Below are 14,259 nucleotides of genomic sequence, written 5' to 3'. Positions count from 1 at the left end.
GGGGCCAGAGCCTGAGTCAGGCTGAAAAAGATGGTGAAAAACGGAGGCGAAAACGCTTTGTTTCCAACAGAGAAAATATATCAGAAAAAAGTACGTTACACAAGCAAAGAGCCCCTGTGGATAAGTTGTTGAACCTCCCCTGAGGAAATGTGGAATTCCCACCGGAAGCGGGCCCGGCGGTTCTGGGTCGGGATGCCCCATCCGTGCCGCCGGGAAAGGAGCAGGCCGGGGAACGTCCCGTTGCGGAAGGAAGCGGGGCAGCCAGCCACGATAGGGCCAAGGCCATCGGAACATCCCGGCGCGGGAGAGGGCGGAATTACTGACCTCTGCCATATTTCGCAGCACAGCAGGAACATCCCAGCGCGGGAGAGGACGGAAGCAGCCCGGAAGCTCCCCCTGTTGCAGGGTATGCCGCACATCCCCGCCTGACGCCCGCCGTCAATCGGGAAGCCCATCCTGCAGGGCGCGCCCCCTGTGCCCCACGGATCTGGACAATGTCGTAACAGGTTGATACAATACAAGATAAGACTTTTTTTCATACAAAAAATTGAACTGCGTCGTATCCCGGCGCTTGCCTATCCACTTCTGACAGCGTGGTTCTTCCCTTGCGAAACACCTTTTCCGCAGGCACCATACTCATCAGTTTTATCTGCCTGTTCCTCGTTGTGGGCGGGATGTATCTCGTCAACAGCCGTCGGGAAGCCTCCCTGCTGATTCCTGAGAGCCAGCCCGCTGCCGCCTCTTCCGTGGCGCAGCCCCTTCAGGCGGAGGAGCGTCCCGGACATGCCACCGCTCGCCACAAGGCTTCTGTGCCCCAGCGCCTTCAAGAGCAGGTGATCCCTTCCCTTTTCGCCTTATGGGAAAGGGCAAAGAGTGCCGCTGCCGTGCAGCCCGACGAATCCCTTGTCCGGGAGGGGCCGGAGGAAGCGGCCATCGTTTCCGAGATGCAGCAGGTTCCGTTGGAGCAGGAAGCCCCGTCCGATCCCTCCGTCATCAGCGGCGTCATCGCCAAGGGCGACAGCGCCTCAGAACTGCTTTCGCCATATATGTCCGCTGGTTCCGTTCAGCAGCTTCTGCATGTGACGCGAAAGCTCCATCCGCTCAGCAACCTCCGCACGGGGCAGCCCTACACGCTGGTCTGCTCCCCGGACGGCAAGGGCATGGAGCGCTTTGAATACGAGATCAACGATCGCAAGAAGCTCATCGTCACGAAAACGGATGAAGGGCTTGTCGCCCACGTCGAGCCGATAGTCTATGATTTCAGCTTGGTGCGCGTAAGCGGAACCATCCGTTCCAGCCTGTTCGAGACGCTGGCTTCGACCGGGGAATCGCCTATCCTGGCCGTGCGCATTGCGGAGATTTTCGGCTCGGAGATTAACTTCATCAAGGACTTGCGCGAAGGTGACAGCTTTTCTCTGCTGATTGAAAAGCGGTTCCGGGAAAACGAGTTTAAGGGTTACGGCAACGTGCTTGGGGCTACATTCACCAATCAGGGGAAAACGTACGAAGCCTACAGCTTCGCAACGGAAGACGGCGAAGCCTTCTTCAACGCCAAGGGCGAAAGTCTCAAGAAGACCCTCCTCAAGGCTCCGCTGGCGTTCACGCGGATTTCCTCAGGCTACTCCATGAACCGCAAGCATCCGATTTTCAAGACCCGTAAGCCGCATCAGGGCGTGGATTACGCGGCTCCCACCGGAACCCCGGTCAAGGCCGTCGGCGACGGCACGATCGAAAAGGCCGGGTGGGGAAAAGGTTTTGGGAACATGGTTATCCTCAAACATTCCGGTGGGCTGGAGTCCATGTATTCACATCTTTCCGGGTTTGCGTCCGGCGCCAAGCGTGGGGCGCGGGTCAAGCAGGGGCAGGTCATCGGGTATGTGGGCGCAACCGGATATGCCACCGGCCCGCATCTGGATTTCCGCCTCAAGCAGAACGGCAAGTACGTGAATCCCGCAAAGGTCGTAGCCCCGCGCGGCGGCAGCATCCCCCGCAGCCGGATGAAGGATTTTAAGAGCAGGAAAGCCTTAATCGGTGAATATTTGAGCGGCAAGCGCAGCCTGTCCGACTATAAGCGATGATGCGGGAAGGGCCGGCATGTTGCAGGCGGGTTGTGCCCGGTGGGGGGAAGGCCGCCTTGTACTGGTTTCCTCTTGGAGGATGAAGGCAAAAATATATTGTTACTCCCTAGTATTTTTTTAGGGGGCGATGTTTTTTCTTTACAAAATAATAATCAATTTAAATGATATAAGAAAAAGATTCTTTGGAGGATGCTGAAAAAAGGAACCGAGGGGTTCCTTTTTTTGGGCCTTCCGCAAGTGCGGCTTGGGTGATAAAATGGGCCTTTCGCTACGCTATGAAAGCCTTTTTCAAGGAAACCCCGCATCAGGATGCCCGCGAGGAAAGCGCCCATCCGCACCTGCGGGCCGCTTTTTTCAAGGCCCAGTTATGGCATCTGGTTGTTTTTTTAGGCTGCGTTATAGAAAATGGCTGATGCTTTTTTCCTTGAAGTTCCAAAGGATTAGCCGATAAAATGCCTTAGCCGTAGATCCCGCCAAGGGGAAAACCGGAGAAAAAGGCTGTATTTTTCACCGCACTGTGGAGATGAAACAACCACATACTGCGACAGAGCTTTTTTATTTCAACAGTATACTGAAAATATAGACTTTTTATCCATTTTTTCCAATGATGGCCCCCATGTTTGGGGCTTATCCGTTATTCCTTTGGAACTTCAAGGAATAAAGCATCAACCGTTTCCTATGACGCGGCCTTTTTCAAAGGCAAACCACAAGGATTTCCATGTATTCCATCCCACAATCCGAAGCCGATTTTCTCCTCTCTTCCTACCGTTACGAACTGCCTCCCGAACGTATAGCCCAGCACCCCGGTGAACGGGGGGCATCGCGGCTTCTCGTGCTGGATCGTGATACGGGGAAGCGCACGCATACCTTTTTTTCCCATCTGCTCGAATACTTGCCGAAGGGGACGCTGCTCATAGCCAACAATTCCCGTGTGGTTCCCGCGAGGATGCTCGGCCAGCGGCCATCGGGCGGCAAGATGGAGTTTCTGCTGCTTACACCCATGCCCCTGTTGGAACGGCATGGGGAAGGGGACGGCTGGCATTGCGCGGAGGCCGACGGGCTGCTCAAGCCCGCCAAGAACGCCCGGATAGGGGATTTCCTTGCCTTCGGGGATGATCTGCGTGTGGAAGTCCTTGCCAAGGGGGAATTCGGGCGGCATCGGGTGCGGCTGCACTGGACAGGCGATATCCGTGCGCTTTTTGAAGCACGGGGGCATTTGCCGCTGCCGCCGTATATCAAGCGCGAGGATACGAAGGAGGATCGGGGGACGTACCAGACCGTTTACGCCAGGGACGACAAGGCCGGTTCCGTAGCCGCGCCTACGGCGGGCCTGCATTTCACCCCGGAATTGCGCGCGCAAATGGCCTCTGCGGGCGTCGAATGGGCTGAGGTGACCCTTCATGTCGGATACGGCACGTTCAGCCCCGTACGCTGCGAGGATATCCGCGGGCACGTCATGCATGAGGAGTTCGTGGAAGTGCCGCAAGCCACGGTGGACGCCATTGGAAAGGCGAAGGCCGAAGGGCGGCCCGTCATCGCCGTAGGCACCACTTCCGCCCGGACGCTTGAAGGTGTGGCCGGTGCGCATGGGGGTGAGCTGACGGCGCATCAAGGCTGGATCAACTGCTTCATTTGGCCCGGATACAGGTTTCATGTCCTTGACGGCCTGATAACCAACTTCCACCTGCCCGAATCCACGCTGTTGATGCTCGTCTCGGCGCTGACGGGCCGGGAACGGATGCTTGAGACATATGCCGAGGCCGTGAAGATGGAATACCGCTTTTTCTCCTACGGCGACGCCATGCTCATCCGCTGAATTTGCCAAAATGTTTCCCTGCCTTATCTTTGGGAAGACCAGCAACCTGTCACAAGGGAGGCCGTATGTGGGAAGCGCTTTTTTTGATATTGGCCATCGCCGCGGTGCTGGTGGTGCTGCGGCTGGCAAAGAAGGCGGGGTTGGATATCATACCCTGCGGCTGAGGCGTCCGGGCGGTTCCCCGTGCGGAAGCCAGGAAGGATGACAAGCATCTCATCGTTAAGTAGGCGTCATGGTAGAAACTCTTATTCTTATCATCGTGCTGGCCTTTACTGTAGGGATTTTATGGCTTGCCAAGCGGCACGGCATCGTAATGCGCCCTGAGGCGGACGGGCTTGAAGCGCTTCCAAAGGAGCTTCACGAAGCCGAGCTACGCCGTGAAAACGATAAAAAATGTTGAGATTCATAATGGCTGTTTGATTTAGGAACAGGATATAAACAACATTATGCACAAAAAGCGGAAAGCCTTCCTTTTGCAGAAAAGGAGGGCTTTTTTTGCGGTTGATTCCGTATCTTTTTAAATTAAATAATAGTTATTATTTTATATGGTTATTGTAGTTATGAACAGATTATGCTCAGAATTATGAACAGAACTGAGCGGAGAGAGCGGCATTTGGGGCTGATTTGATGATATATTTTTATTTGTCTTTTTATTTCAATGTATTCTTTGAGTTATGCACAGAAAAAGAACAGAGTTACGAACAAGACGCGGAGTATCTTCTTCTTCTTCTTCTTCTTCTTCTTCTTCTTCTTGCCAGAAGCATTTTACGGGGATGCCGGAAAAGTTTTATGGAGATAGGTTATAATATCTTTTTATTTTAGTTTGTTATGTTATTTACGAACATTTTATGAACAGCGTTATGCACATTAGCTGAAAGTAAGGAACACGATGGCGTATCCTACTGTAATAAAAAAGCCTCCGTACGGAGGCTTTTTTCCTATGGGGGAGGGAAGGGGGAGGGTCAGCTTTTCCTTTCCCACCAGTTGCGGTCGGGGCCGAGATACCACCAATCCGTGTGATCGGTTTTGAGGATCGTTTGAGCCAGTTCTTTGGCGATATCCGTGCGCAGCCGCTCTACGGCGCTTTCGAGCCATTTGTCGGCGTAGCGGTTCCCAAGATCGCTTTCGCGTTTCAGGTTGAGGATCAGATCAAGCTGGTCGGCGTCATGGGCAAGCAGCGATTCGGGCGTGGCGCGGCCCGCATGTTCGTCCCATATGGACATGATGTCTTCTTCCAGCCCCGTGCCTTCTACAGCGTCCTCAAGGGCGTCGCGTTCGCGCGAGGTATCGTAGAGGCGGTTCACATAATTGAAGTCGCCCGTACGGGCTTCCGGCAGGTCATGGAAGAGGCACAGCATGACGGTGCGGGCCGCGTCCGCTCCTGTTTTTTGGGCCAATGCGTAACCGATGACGGCCGTCCGGTGCGAATGCTCGGCCACGGTTTCCCGGCCGGAACCAAGGAACTTATAGCCGCTCCGGGGCGTGTGGCGGAGCATCCCCACCTCGTTGAGAAAATCCGTGAGCCGCTGCATGGCGTCCCGTTGCTTGAGTTGTTCTGCTGACATGGACACACCCGGTGTTATCTGTTATTTTTTTGGCTGTGTTATAGAAAATGGTTGATGCTTTTTTCCTTGAAGTTCCAAAGGGATAACTGGAAAAATACCTTAGCCGTGGATCCCGCCAAGGGGAAAACCGGATAAAAAGGCTGTATTTTCACCGCACTGTGGAGATGAAACAACCACAAACTATAACAGAGCCATTTTTTTCTTTCTATAACGAGTCTGGAGGAAATCACAAGTGAGTGGCATTGAAAGATATTTTCGCGATTCTGGTTATCTTCACGAGCGGCTGGGAAATGCCCTGAGCTATTTGAAGGATCCGAGGGAATTTTTCTGGAAGCAAAAGGCGAAGAAAGAAGCCGCCGCCCTCATACAAGAGCCAGAGTTGGCCGCATTGCAGCGCGAGGCGAAAGAACTTTTCCCGGAAGGCCGGACTTATGCAAAGTATACGGATTTTGAGAGGTACTTTGCCATCAATTTGCGCCGTATCTACAGGCTGGGGCTTCCTTCCTTCCTTCCTTCCTTCCTTCCTTCCTTCCTTCCGGAAAAAAGAATCTGCTGGATATAGGCTGCGGAGCCGGTTTTTTCTGCCTGCTGTGTAAACGGCTGGGATACGATGTGACGGGAATGGATCTTTCGGGTGTCGCCATCTTCGATTACCTGATCCCCCGTTTCCATATCCCCCGTATAGTGCACAGAATTGAGCCTCAGCAGCCCCTGCCGCCCGTAGAACGCCGTTTCGATTATATCACCGCTTTTGCCATCTGTTTTCATGAACTGGAAAAAAATGGCGAATGGACGGGACGCTGGGAGCGGAAGGATTGGCTCTTCTTCCTTGACGATATTGCGGAAAACTACATTGCTCCCGGCGGCAGGATGTATCTTTTTTTCAACGACTGGCCGCACGGCGATTTCAATGAAGTGAAGTCCCGTATTTTCCCTTGCCGCTACAACGTTCGTGTGGGGCATAAGGTGCTTGATTTCCGTTTCGACTGACCGGGGCTATTTCTTCCAGCCTTCCCCGACCGCTTTGCCCGAAGCCCATGCCCAGTGCAGGTTGTAACCGCCGAGTAACCCTGTGACGTCGAGCACTTCTCCGGCGAAGTACAGGCCGGGCTGTCTGCGGCTTTCAAGCGTGCGCGGGTTTACGTCTCCCGTATCCACGCCCCCGGCTGCGGCTTCGGCGTGCCCCATGCCTTCCGAACGGCTTGGTGTTACCGTATGGTCATGTATTGCCGACGCAAGGTGCTCCCTATCTTTTTTGGCAAGCTGGGCGACTTTTTTTGAGGCCAGCGATTCCGGTATGAGCCGTTCCGCCAGACGGGAGGGGAGCACCTTTTTGAACAGGCCCAAAACCGTATTCTTGCCGTGTCCGGGGTGGTGCATAAGCTCCAAGGCGGGGTGACCGGGCAGAAAGTCGATATGCAGCGCTTCGCCCTGCCGCCAGAAACAGGAAGCCTGAAGGGTGGCGGGGCCGCTGAGCCCCTTGTGGGTGAACAGGAGCGGATAGCGGAAAGCCCGCCCGCCCACGGATACGGCGGCGGGCAGGCTTACGCCCGCGAGGCCGTGCAGGGGCCATGATTCGGGGAGCAGCAACGGAGCCAGCACCGGACGCACAGGAACGACCTTATGCCCCCATTGGCGGGCCAGGCGCATCCCCCCATCCGTTGCCCCGCAAGCGGGCCATGCGGGGCTTCCCGTAGCGATGACAAGGCGCGGGGCCCGAAGGATGCCGCCGGACGTTTCCACAATGAACAAGCCGTCTTCATACCGGATTCCGCCGAACGTGCGGTTCAGCAGCAGTTCCGCCCCCGCACTGCGGCAGGCGGCAACCATCGACTCCACAAGCCGGGCCGCCTGTACCGTACAGAAGATTTGCCCGTAGTCGCGTTCTTCCCATGCTATGTTGAAGTCCGTTAACATATTCAGGACAAAATCCGTCGGACAGCGTTTGAGCAGGACATCAGGAAAACCCTTCTGCTTACCCACATACCATTCCGAAGATATATGCCGATTGGTAACATTACCCTTGCCGCCTCCGGCAAGGCGCACTTTGCGCCCCGCAACTGGGCTATGGTCGATGACGGCGCAGGAGAAGCCCCGGCGTCCGGCGGTCATGGCGCACATGAGCCCGGCGGCCCCGGCTCCGAGGATGACGGCGTCGCGGATCATTGTTCGGCCTGAAGGCTTTTGAGCTTACGGAACAACGCCCGGTAAGCGTGCGGAGGGCGGCTGTGCTCGCGTTCGTTGCGGGCCTTTGCCGTGAGGCCGCGGATCTCGGCGGCGTCTTCGGCGGGGAAGGCGGCAAGCAGCGCATCCATTTCCGCATCGGTGGCGATCATGAGGTCATCCCGCAGTTTTTCGGAACGCTTGAAGCTGGCGGTTTCGCCCGCATGCCCAAGCCTGATGGCATCCAGAGCGCCGCGCACGGCCTGCGGATCAGCCTCTTCGCGCATCAGGCGCCCGATGTACTGCAACTGCCTGCGGCGGCCTTCGTGTGAGCCGAGGCGCTGCCATTCAAGGACGGCTTCGCGGATATTGGGCGAGATCGGCATCTTGGCGAGTACGGATGGGCTGAGGCGGGTGAGTTCTTCACCCATATGTTGGAGAGCGGTACTGTCGCGTTTTTTCTGAGAGCGGCTGGGGCGGTCATCCTCAATCTCGGAACCTTTTGTATCCCACTGGTAACGTTTTTTCGGCGGCATGGCGTGTCGGTAGGGTTGGAAGTTGCAGGAGGAGGGCGTTTTATTATTTGTAGAGGGAAACTGGCATACCGCAAAATGATATCAGCCGTACATTTCAATGCAGCCTTTTGCGAAAGCCATGTTCCCCCGGCCCTCCCCCGTAAAACGCCGATTGGCGGGGAGGGCGCATACGGGCCCTTCCTTCAGCCCATCAAAGTAACCATCTAGTCACTAGAATGGCTTCGACGCTTACCCTTCACCGGCGGCGTTTCGCTGCCTCCAAGGGCAAAAGTCTTTGGAAGGGGTGGGGAGGGTATGGGAGGGGCGGGGGAAGCCTTTCTTCAGAAAGGTTCCCCCGCCCCTCCCATCTTTGCGCATCAATCAATTACAGTTGCAGCGTGCCGCGGAACTCGGCGAGGTTCTTGATGCCGAGCTGCTGGCACAGATGGGGGAGCTCTTCGGCGATCCTGAAGGCGGCGTCGGGGCGGACGAAATTCATGGTCCCGACTTCCACCGCGTACGCGCCGACGAGGATAAATTCCAGAACATCCTGTGCGCAGGTGATGCCGCCGATGCCGATGACCGGGATCTTGACGGCGTTGCAGACCTGCCAGACGCAGCGCAGGGCCACGGGCTTTACGGCGGGGCCGGAGAGCCCGCCCACCACATTGGCGAGCAGGGGCTTGCGCGTCTTCACGTCGACGCCCATGCCGGTGATGGTGTTGATGCAGGAAATGGCGTCGGCCCCGGCCTGTTCAGCGGCCTTGGCGATGACGGTGATGTCCGTCACGTTGGGCGACAGCTTCACAATGACGGGCAGGTTCCCCGCATGTTTTTTGACCGCTTCGGTCACTTCGGCGGCGAGGGCCGGATCCTGCCCGAACAGCACGCCCCCGTTTTTCACATTGGGGCAGGAGATGTTCACTTCCAGTCCGGCAATGCCTTCCTCGGCGGCGAGGATGCCCGCCAGCTCCGCGAATTCAGCGGGGGAGGTGGCGTACAGGTTGGCGATGACCGGCGTTTCATGCCACGGCAGGCGGGGCAGCTTGCTCTTGAGGAAGGATTCCACGCCGTCGTTCTGCAAGCCCACGGCATTGAGCATGCCGCAGGGGGTTTCCGCCACGCGGGGCAGCGGATTGCCGGGGCGCGGCTTCAGGGAAAGCCCTTTGACCACGATGCCGCCGAGGTGCGTGAGATCGCCGTAACCGGCGAACTCGACGCCGTATCCGAACGTGCCGGAGGCCGTCAGGACGGGGTTCTTGAAGACAAGCGGCCTCGTGTTCCCGGAAGGCTTATGGGATGAAGAAAGTCGTACGGTGAAGCGTTCCATGGCTAAGCCTCCAAGGTGATCTGATCGGCCCAGAACACGGGCCCATGCGTGCATGTCTGCACGGGTGTTCCGGCCTTTTCTTCGACGGGCCACTTTTCCGTCGTCTTGGTGACGCAGCCGAGGCAGGCGCCTACGCCGCAAGCCATGCGGCTTTCCAGGGAAAGCTGGCAGCGCGCCTTGGCCTCCAGCGCGAACCCCTGCACCGCCTTGAGGAACGGGGCCGGGCCGCAGGCGAGCACGAGGCCGTTGCGTTCGGCATAGGCTTCGATGCGCGAGCGGACATGGTTGAGGAACCACTCAAGATCTTCGCCGGTGTTCTCATGGAAGGATTCCACGTCGATGCGTTCCCCGAGGCTTTCCACAGGATAGCAGTCTTCGGGCAGGCGGTGGCCGAAGACCATCGAAAGGACGCCCGGCGTGGGGTGGCGTTCCGCATACCCGACGAAGGGCGCGATGCCGATGCCGCCCGCGAGGAGCAGCGTCGGGGTTCCGCCTTCCACGGCGAAACGGTTTCCGAGGGGCCCCCAGAGGTGCACCTTGTCGCCGCGCCGGAGTTTGGCCATTTTTTCGGTGCCTCTGCCGGCCACCTGAAAAAAGATGACGAGCTCATTGGTGCTCACCCGGCAGATGGAGAACGGACGGGCCCAAGGCATATCGAGCGCCCAGCCCTGAGGGCGGAGCATGACGAATTGTCCCGGCGCCCAACTCTTCCAGTCGGGCCGTTCGAGGCGCAGGGCAAAAAAACGTCCCTGCGATCCGGTGAGTCCGAAGGGAACATTATCAATAACCGCCAGGTCGTAAAACGCGGACTGACTCATGTGCGAACTTCCTGTCTAATACAAGTGCTTTGGGGTTTTGTAGTGCGTATGCCCCCCTACGGTCAAGGGGCTAGAGAATTCTTTTGCAATTCCCTTGAATTTCGCCGGGATGGGGGTTCCGGTTTTATTTGATTGTGCAATGCAAGCGTGGCATACTTTTCTTTTATATCTATCTGTTTGTGAGGATTGCAACATGTCCATCGCTCCCAAAGGCTTTCGTTTCGCTACAGTATGCGCCGGGTTCCGCAAGGAAGGCCGTGCGGATCTCGCCCTTCTCGTCAGCGACGTCCCCGCCGTCGCCGCAGGGACGTTTACGCAGAACCGTTTCCCGGCGGCGCCCGTCCTCGTCGCCAAGGCCATGCTCGCCGGGCGCCCCGCCGCCCGTGCCGTGGTGATCAATTCCGGGCAGGCCAACGCCTGCACCGGCGATGAAGGCATGCGGAACTGCCGCACAACCCAAGAACTGGTGGCCGGCGCCCTTGGGCTTGAAGCGTCGGATGTCCTGCCCGCGTCCACGGGCGTCATCGGCGCGCAGCTCAAGATGGATCTTTGGGAGAAGGCCGCCCCCGCCCTCGCCGCCAACCTCGGCAAGGCGACCCCGGAGGATTTTGCCAAGGCGATTATGACCACGGACGCCTTCCACAAGATTTCGCACCGCGAAGTCTCCCTTCCCGGCGGCGTGGTAAGGCTCGTGGGCATGGCAAAGGGCGCGGGCATGATCTGCCCCAACATGGCGACCATGCTGTCCGTCGTGCTGTGTGACGCGCAGGTGGAAGCCCCCGTCTGGCAGAAAATGTTGCGCGACGCCGTGGATCTGACCTTCAACCGCGTGACCGTGGACGGCGACACCTCCACGAACGACACGCTGTATGGCCTTGCCAACGGCGCATCGGGCGTGCCCGCGTCCGGCGGGGAAGCGATCAAGGCCCTGTCCGCCGCGCTGACTTCCGTGCTTGGGGATCTGGCCTATATGCTGGTGAAGGACGGCGAGGGCGCGTCCAAGGTCGCCCGCATTCATGTGACCGGGGCGGCATCCGACGCCGACGCCGAGCGCGTGGCCCGGACGGTGGGGCATTCCCAATTGGTGAAGACGGCCCTGTACGGGCGCGACGCCAACTGGGGGCGCATCGTCGCCGCCGTGGGCCGCAGCGGGGCGGATTTCAACCCCGACGATGTGGTGGTGACCCTGTGCGGCGTAGAGCTGTTCCGCAAGGGGCAGCCCACGGATCTGGATTTCGATGCCCTGCTTGAAGAGCCCCTCAAGCAGCGCGATCTGCCCATCGACATCGTGCTGGGTTCCGGTTCCGGCAGCTATACGCTGCTCGCTTCCGACCTTGGGCATGAGTATGTGAACGTCAACGCCGACTACCGCAGTTAGGGCGGATGCTTTTTTACATGACGTGAACCCATGTTGGGGAGGGGACATTTTCCAGAAACGTTTTCCTCCCCAACATTCCGTCAGGGCTCCCCTCCCTTTCAAAGGATGCCGGCCCCTCCCCGCAGTTTTTCCGGTGCAGGTTGCTTTGGGGATACGGCGCGCTTCAAAAGGAAGAGAGGTGGGGGATACTCCTTTTCACGGAAAGGTGCCTCCTCGTAAGGAATGCCCTCATGCTTCAATGTTTTTGCAGGCGGGCATCGGTTTCGCCGGTTTCGATTGTGAGCCGGGCCGACAGGATGCCCTGCCCAGCCTCCCGCCCGTCAGGAGCGTTGTCGGCGGGCGGGAGATTCCGGTTTATGCGCAGGCACAGGAACCCTTGGAAAAGATCATCGCCAAGGATGTACAACGCTGGCTTGCGCATCGGCACGGGAACCCTCCACAGCCTTTCCCGAATGGGCATGCTGGGGGAAGGGAAGCGAACCCCCTCCAGAGGGGCCATTTTTTAAGGAATATCATGCCTGAACCATTGCAAGTGACGGCGGCGGAAGCCGGGCAAAAGCTGCTTCAGTTCCTGTCCCGGCGTTTTGATGAGCCGCAGGGCGTCCTGCATCGCTGGATCCGTACCGGGCAGGTTCGGATCAACGGCGGGCGCGCCAAACCGTTCGACCGGGTGGAACTGGGCGACGAAATCCGGGTTCCACCCTTTGCCGGGGCCGGGGCGAAAACGGAACGCGCCTCCGCGCCGTCGGGCGGCGTGGAATTGCCCCCCATCGTTGCGGAGACGGATGACGTCATCGTGTTCTGCAAGCCGTCCGGCCTGCCCGTGCATCCGGGCACGGGGCATACGGACAGCCTGACGGCCCGGCTTGAAGCGGCGTTTGCCGGATCGCCTTTTATCCCCGCCCCTGTGCACCGGCTGGATCGGGATACCTCCGGCCTGCTGCTGGTGGGCAAGACCTATGCCGCCGTGCGCCGCCTTTCGGATGCGCTGGCGGCCCATGACGGGAGCGTCGCCAAGGACTACCTTGCATGGGTGCAGGGGGAGTGCCCGTGGAGCCGCCCGAAACGCCTTGAGGATCATCTGGCAAAACGCACGGTCGGCGCACAGGGCCGCGAAAAGGTCGTTGCCGGGAAATCCCGCGCGGGTGAGCCCGGCGAAAAAAACGCGAGCCTGACGGTCCGCTGCCTGGCCGTGCGTGAAGGCCGGAGCCTTGTCTTGATCCGCCTGCATACGGGGCGGACGCATCAGATCCGCGTACAGCTTTCGGAGCGGGGTTTTCCGCTCGTGGGGGATGTGAAATACGGAGGCCCGCGCTGCGGGGATGGGCTCAAGCTCCATGCCGTGCGGCTGCGGGTGGGAAAGGAAACCTATACGGCCTTGCCGCCGTGGGCCGGCCCGTGGCGCGTTGCGCACCTGCCGCCCGAATGGGAGGATGCCTGAGATGTATTTCCCTACTGCGGAAATCGAAGTTTCGCCGCTCGTGCCGCCGCTGGTCGCGTTCGTCGTCTCCTTCTTCACGTCGATGGGCGGGATTTCCGGCGCGTTCCTGCTGCTGCCTTTTCAGATGACGTTCCTTGGCTACACCAACACCTCGGTCAGCGCGACGAACCAGCTCTACAACGTCTTTGCCAATCCGGGCGGCGTGTTCCGCTATTACCGCGAAAAACGGATGCTCTGGCCGCTGTCGTGGATTGTCATGGCCGGGGCCGTGCCGGGGGTCGTCATCGGCGGCATCGTCCGCATCAACTGGCTGGCTGATGTCCGGCCTTTCAAGCTGTTCGTGGCGCTTGTGCTGCTCGGCATCGGTCTGGAAATGATCCGCGACCTGCTCGGATGGATGCGCTTCAAGCCCGCCCCAAGATACGAACAAGCCCCGCCCAAGCCCCATGTCGAGGTTGTGGAGCGGAACCTGTCCCACGTATCCTACACGTTTGACGGGTATCTCTATTCCTTTTCCGTGCCGATCCTCTTATTCTATTCCATTGCGGTCGGCCTTGTCGGGGGCATCTACGGCATCGGCGGCGGGGCGATCATCGCGCCGTTTCTCGTTTCCGTCTTCCATCTGCCCATCTACACGGTGGCGGGGGCGACGCTGGCGGCGACCTTCGTCAATGCGCTGGCCGGCGTCCTTTTCTACATAGCCATTTCGCCCCTTTATCCCGACCTGAGCATTGCCCCCGACTGGGGCATGGCCCTGCTTCTCAGCCTCGGCGGGTTGCTCGGCATGTATTTCGGCGCAAAATTTCAGAAGTGCATCTCGCCCGTGCTTCTCAAGTGGATGCTTGTCGTCATCCTTTTGGGCACCGTCATTGCGTATTTTGTGGAATTCGTGAGGGGGTGAAGGGAATATTGGGGAGGGGAGAGGGGCCCTTTTTGAAAAAAGGCCCCCTCTCCCCTCCCCAAACCCCTCCCCTCTCCCTCCAAAAACTTTCGACTGGTGGGGAGGCCGCGCACAGGGAGTCCCTGTCGGATGGAAGGATGAGGTTTTATTATAGGCTGTGTTTAAGTTTACGGTTGCTGATTTTTTCAATGAAAATCATGAATAGATAAAAGCTCGTTTCACGTCTAGTGATGTGGGCCTCTCTCATTTTTTGT

General features: G+C 58.4%; 16 protein-coding genes. 9 read left to right on the top strand and 7 right to left on the bottom strand.

All coding sequences use genetic code 11. The features are described 5' to 3' along the window. Window positions 1-95: 95 nt before the first annotated feature. Complete coding sequence (locus tag ACZM8Y_RS11710) at window positions 96-455, bottom strand: hypothetical protein (RefSeq protein WP_483972001.1); 360 nt, start codon at window positions 453-455, stop codon at window positions 96-98. A gap of 138 nt (window positions 456-593) precedes the next feature. On the opposite strand from ACZM8Y_RS11710, the gene ACZM8Y_RS11705 reads away from it, so the two are divergent. The 4 genes from ACZM8Y_RS11705 to ACZM8Y_RS11690 all read left to right on the top strand — a co-directional run bounded on the left by ACZM8Y_RS11705 (window position 594) and on the right by ACZM8Y_RS11690 (window position 4,294). Continuing rightward, window positions 594-2,078, top strand: coding sequence for a M23 family metallopeptidase (locus tag ACZM8Y_RS11705; RefSeq protein WP_489501755.1), 1,485 nt, complete (start codon window positions 594-596; stop codon window positions 2,076-2,078). Between the two features lie 182 nt (window positions 2,079-2,260). Then, entirely contained in the window at window positions 2,261-2,491 is a 231-nt protein-coding gene (locus ACZM8Y_RS11700; RefSeq protein ID WP_482330750.1) for a hypothetical protein, read from the top strand. A 305-nt stretch (window positions 2,492-2,796) separates the two neighbouring features. Beyond that, window positions 2,797-3,894, top strand: coding sequence for a tRNA preQ1(34) S-adenosylmethionine ribosyltransferase-isomerase QueA (gene queA, locus ACZM8Y_RS11695; protein WP_302553251.1), 1,098 nt, complete (start codon window positions 2,797-2,799; stop codon window positions 3,892-3,894). Window positions 3,895-4,126: 232 nt separating this feature from the next. Next, complete coding sequence (locus ACZM8Y_RS11690) at window positions 4,127-4,294, top strand: hypothetical protein (RefSeq protein WP_337431090.1); 168 nt, start codon at window positions 4,127-4,129, stop codon at window positions 4,292-4,294. A 562-nt stretch (window positions 4,295-4,856) separates the two neighbouring features. Here ACZM8Y_RS11690 and ACZM8Y_RS11685 read toward each other — a convergent pair. Next, a complete protein-coding gene (locus tag ACZM8Y_RS11685; protein ID WP_482330747.1) occupies window positions 4,857-5,459 on the bottom strand; it encodes an HD domain-containing protein in 603 nt (200 codons plus the stop codon). 232 nt (window positions 5,460-5,691) lie between these two features. Here ACZM8Y_RS11685 and ACZM8Y_RS11680 point away from each other — a divergent pair, with 232 nt between their 5' ends. Both ACZM8Y_RS11680 and ACZM8Y_RS11675 read left to right on the top strand, forming a co-directional pair. Beyond that, on the top strand, window positions 5,692-6,021 hold the full coding sequence (locus ACZM8Y_RS11680; protein ID WP_482330745.1) for a hypothetical protein: 330 nt from the start codon (window positions 5,692-5,694) through the stop codon (window positions 6,019-6,021). Beyond that, a complete protein-coding gene (locus ACZM8Y_RS11675; RefSeq protein ID WP_482330789.1) occupies window positions 6,009-6,449 on the top strand; it encodes a class I SAM-dependent methyltransferase in 441 nt (146 codons plus the stop codon). Before ACZM8Y_RS11680 ends, ACZM8Y_RS11675 begins: the two co-directional genes overlap by 13 nt. Window positions 6,450-6,455: 6 nt before the next feature. On the opposite strand, the gene ACZM8Y_RS11670 is transcribed toward ACZM8Y_RS11675, so the two are convergent. The 4 genes from ACZM8Y_RS11670 to ACZM8Y_RS11655 all read right to left on the bottom strand — a co-directional run bounded on the left by ACZM8Y_RS11670 (window position 6,456) and on the right by ACZM8Y_RS11655 (window position 10,285). After that, window positions 6,456-7,625: a BaiN/RdsA family NAD(P)/FAD-dependent oxidoreductase gene (locus ACZM8Y_RS11670; RefSeq protein ID WP_482330741.1), complete on the bottom strand. Its 1,170-nt coding sequence runs from the start codon at window positions 7,623-7,625 to the stop codon at window positions 6,456-6,458. Continuing rightward, window positions 7,622-8,158, bottom strand: coding sequence for a ribosome biogenesis factor YjgA (yjgA, locus tag ACZM8Y_RS11665; protein WP_302554434.1), 537 nt, complete (start codon window positions 8,156-8,158; stop codon window positions 7,622-7,624). The genes ACZM8Y_RS11670 and yjgA overlap by 4 nt, the downstream gene beginning before the upstream one ends. Window positions 8,159-8,522: 364 nt before the next feature. After that, window positions 8,523-9,467: a dihydroorotate dehydrogenase gene (locus ACZM8Y_RS11660; RefSeq protein WP_302554433.1), complete on the bottom strand. Its 945-nt coding sequence runs from the start codon at window positions 9,465-9,467 to the stop codon at window positions 8,523-8,525. Between the two features lie 2 nt (window positions 9,468-9,469). Further along, complete coding sequence (locus ACZM8Y_RS11655) at window positions 9,470-10,285, bottom strand: dihydroorotate dehydrogenase electron transfer subunit (RefSeq protein ID WP_302554432.1); 816 nt, start codon at window positions 10,283-10,285, stop codon at window positions 9,470-9,472. 193 nt (window positions 10,286-10,478) lie between these two features. On the opposite strand from ACZM8Y_RS11655, the gene argJ reads away from it, so the two are divergent. Then, complete coding sequence (gene argJ / locus ACZM8Y_RS11650) at window positions 10,479-11,663, top strand: bifunctional glutamate N-acetyltransferase/amino-acid acetyltransferase ArgJ (protein WP_479859519.1); 1,185 nt, start codon at window positions 10,479-10,481, stop codon at window positions 11,661-11,663. Between the two features lie 235 nt (window positions 11,664-11,898). On the opposite strand, the gene ACZM8Y_RS11645 is transcribed toward argJ, so the two are convergent. Further along, a complete protein-coding gene (locus tag ACZM8Y_RS11645) occupies window positions 11,899-12,090 on the bottom strand; it encodes a hypothetical protein (protein WP_479859518.1) in 192 nt (63 codons plus the stop codon). An 87-nt stretch (window positions 12,091-12,177) separates the two neighbouring features. Between ACZM8Y_RS11645 and ACZM8Y_RS11640 the strand changes: the two genes are divergently transcribed. Both ACZM8Y_RS11640 and ACZM8Y_RS11635 read left to right on the top strand, forming a co-directional pair. Further along, window positions 12,178-13,104: an RluA family pseudouridine synthase gene (locus tag ACZM8Y_RS11640; RefSeq protein WP_479859517.1), complete on the top strand. Its 927-nt coding sequence runs from the start codon at window positions 12,178-12,180 to the stop codon at window positions 13,102-13,104. A gap of 1 nt (window position 13,105) precedes the next feature. Further along, complete coding sequence (locus tag ACZM8Y_RS11635) at window positions 13,106-14,005, top strand: sulfite exporter TauE/SafE family protein (RefSeq protein ID WP_479859516.1); 900 nt, start codon at window positions 13,106-13,108, stop codon at window positions 14,003-14,005. The last annotated feature ends 254 nt before the right edge of the window (window positions 14,006-14,259 follow it).

The sequence above is a fragment of the Bilophila sp. genome (assembly GCF_057864385.1).
Note: the sequence above shows the minus strand (reverse complement) of the source record. Positions and strands in the feature narration are given on the sequence as shown.

Excerpts from the sequence above, each read along its gene's own strand:
- ACZM8Y_RS11710 (WP_483972001.1), bottom strand. The coding sequence starts at position 455 with ATGGGCTTCCCGATTGACGGCGGGCGTCAGGCGGGGATGTGCGGCATA.
- queA (WP_302553251.1), top strand. The coding sequence starts at position 2,797 with ATGTATTCCATCCCACAATCCGAAGCCGATTTTCTCCTCTCTTCCTAC.
- ACZM8Y_RS11690 (WP_337431090.1), top strand. The coding sequence starts at position 4,127 with ATGGTAGAAACTCTTATTCTTATCATCGTGCTGGCCTTTACTGTAGGG.
- ACZM8Y_RS11685 (WP_482330747.1), bottom strand. The coding sequence starts at position 5,459 with ATGTCAGCAGAACAACTCAAGCAACGGGACGCCATGCAGCGGCTCACG.
- ACZM8Y_RS11670 (WP_482330741.1), bottom strand. The coding sequence starts at position 7,625 with ATGATCCGCGACGCCGTCATCCTCGGAGCCGGGGCCGCCGGGCTCATG.
- yjgA (WP_302554434.1), bottom strand. The coding sequence starts at position 8,158 with ATGCCGCCGAAAAAACGTTACCAGTGGGATACAAAAGGTTCCGAGATT.
- ACZM8Y_RS11660 (WP_302554433.1), bottom strand. The coding sequence starts at position 9,467 with ATGGAACGCTTCACCGTACGACTTTCTTCATCCCATAAGCCTTCCGGG.
- ACZM8Y_RS11655 (WP_302554432.1), bottom strand. The coding sequence starts at position 10,285 with ATGAGTCAGTCCGCGTTTTACGACCTGGCGGTTATTGATAATGTTCCC.
- argJ (WP_479859519.1), top strand. The coding sequence starts at position 10,479 with ATGTCCATCGCTCCCAAAGGCTTTCGTTTCGCTACAGTATGCGCCGGG.
- ACZM8Y_RS11640 (WP_479859517.1), top strand. The coding sequence starts at position 12,178 with ATGCCTGAACCATTGCAAGTGACGGCGGCGGAAGCCGGGCAAAAGCTG.
- ACZM8Y_RS11635 (WP_479859516.1), top strand. The coding sequence starts at position 13,106 with ATGTATTTCCCTACTGCGGAAATCGAAGTTTCGCCGCTCGTGCCGCCG.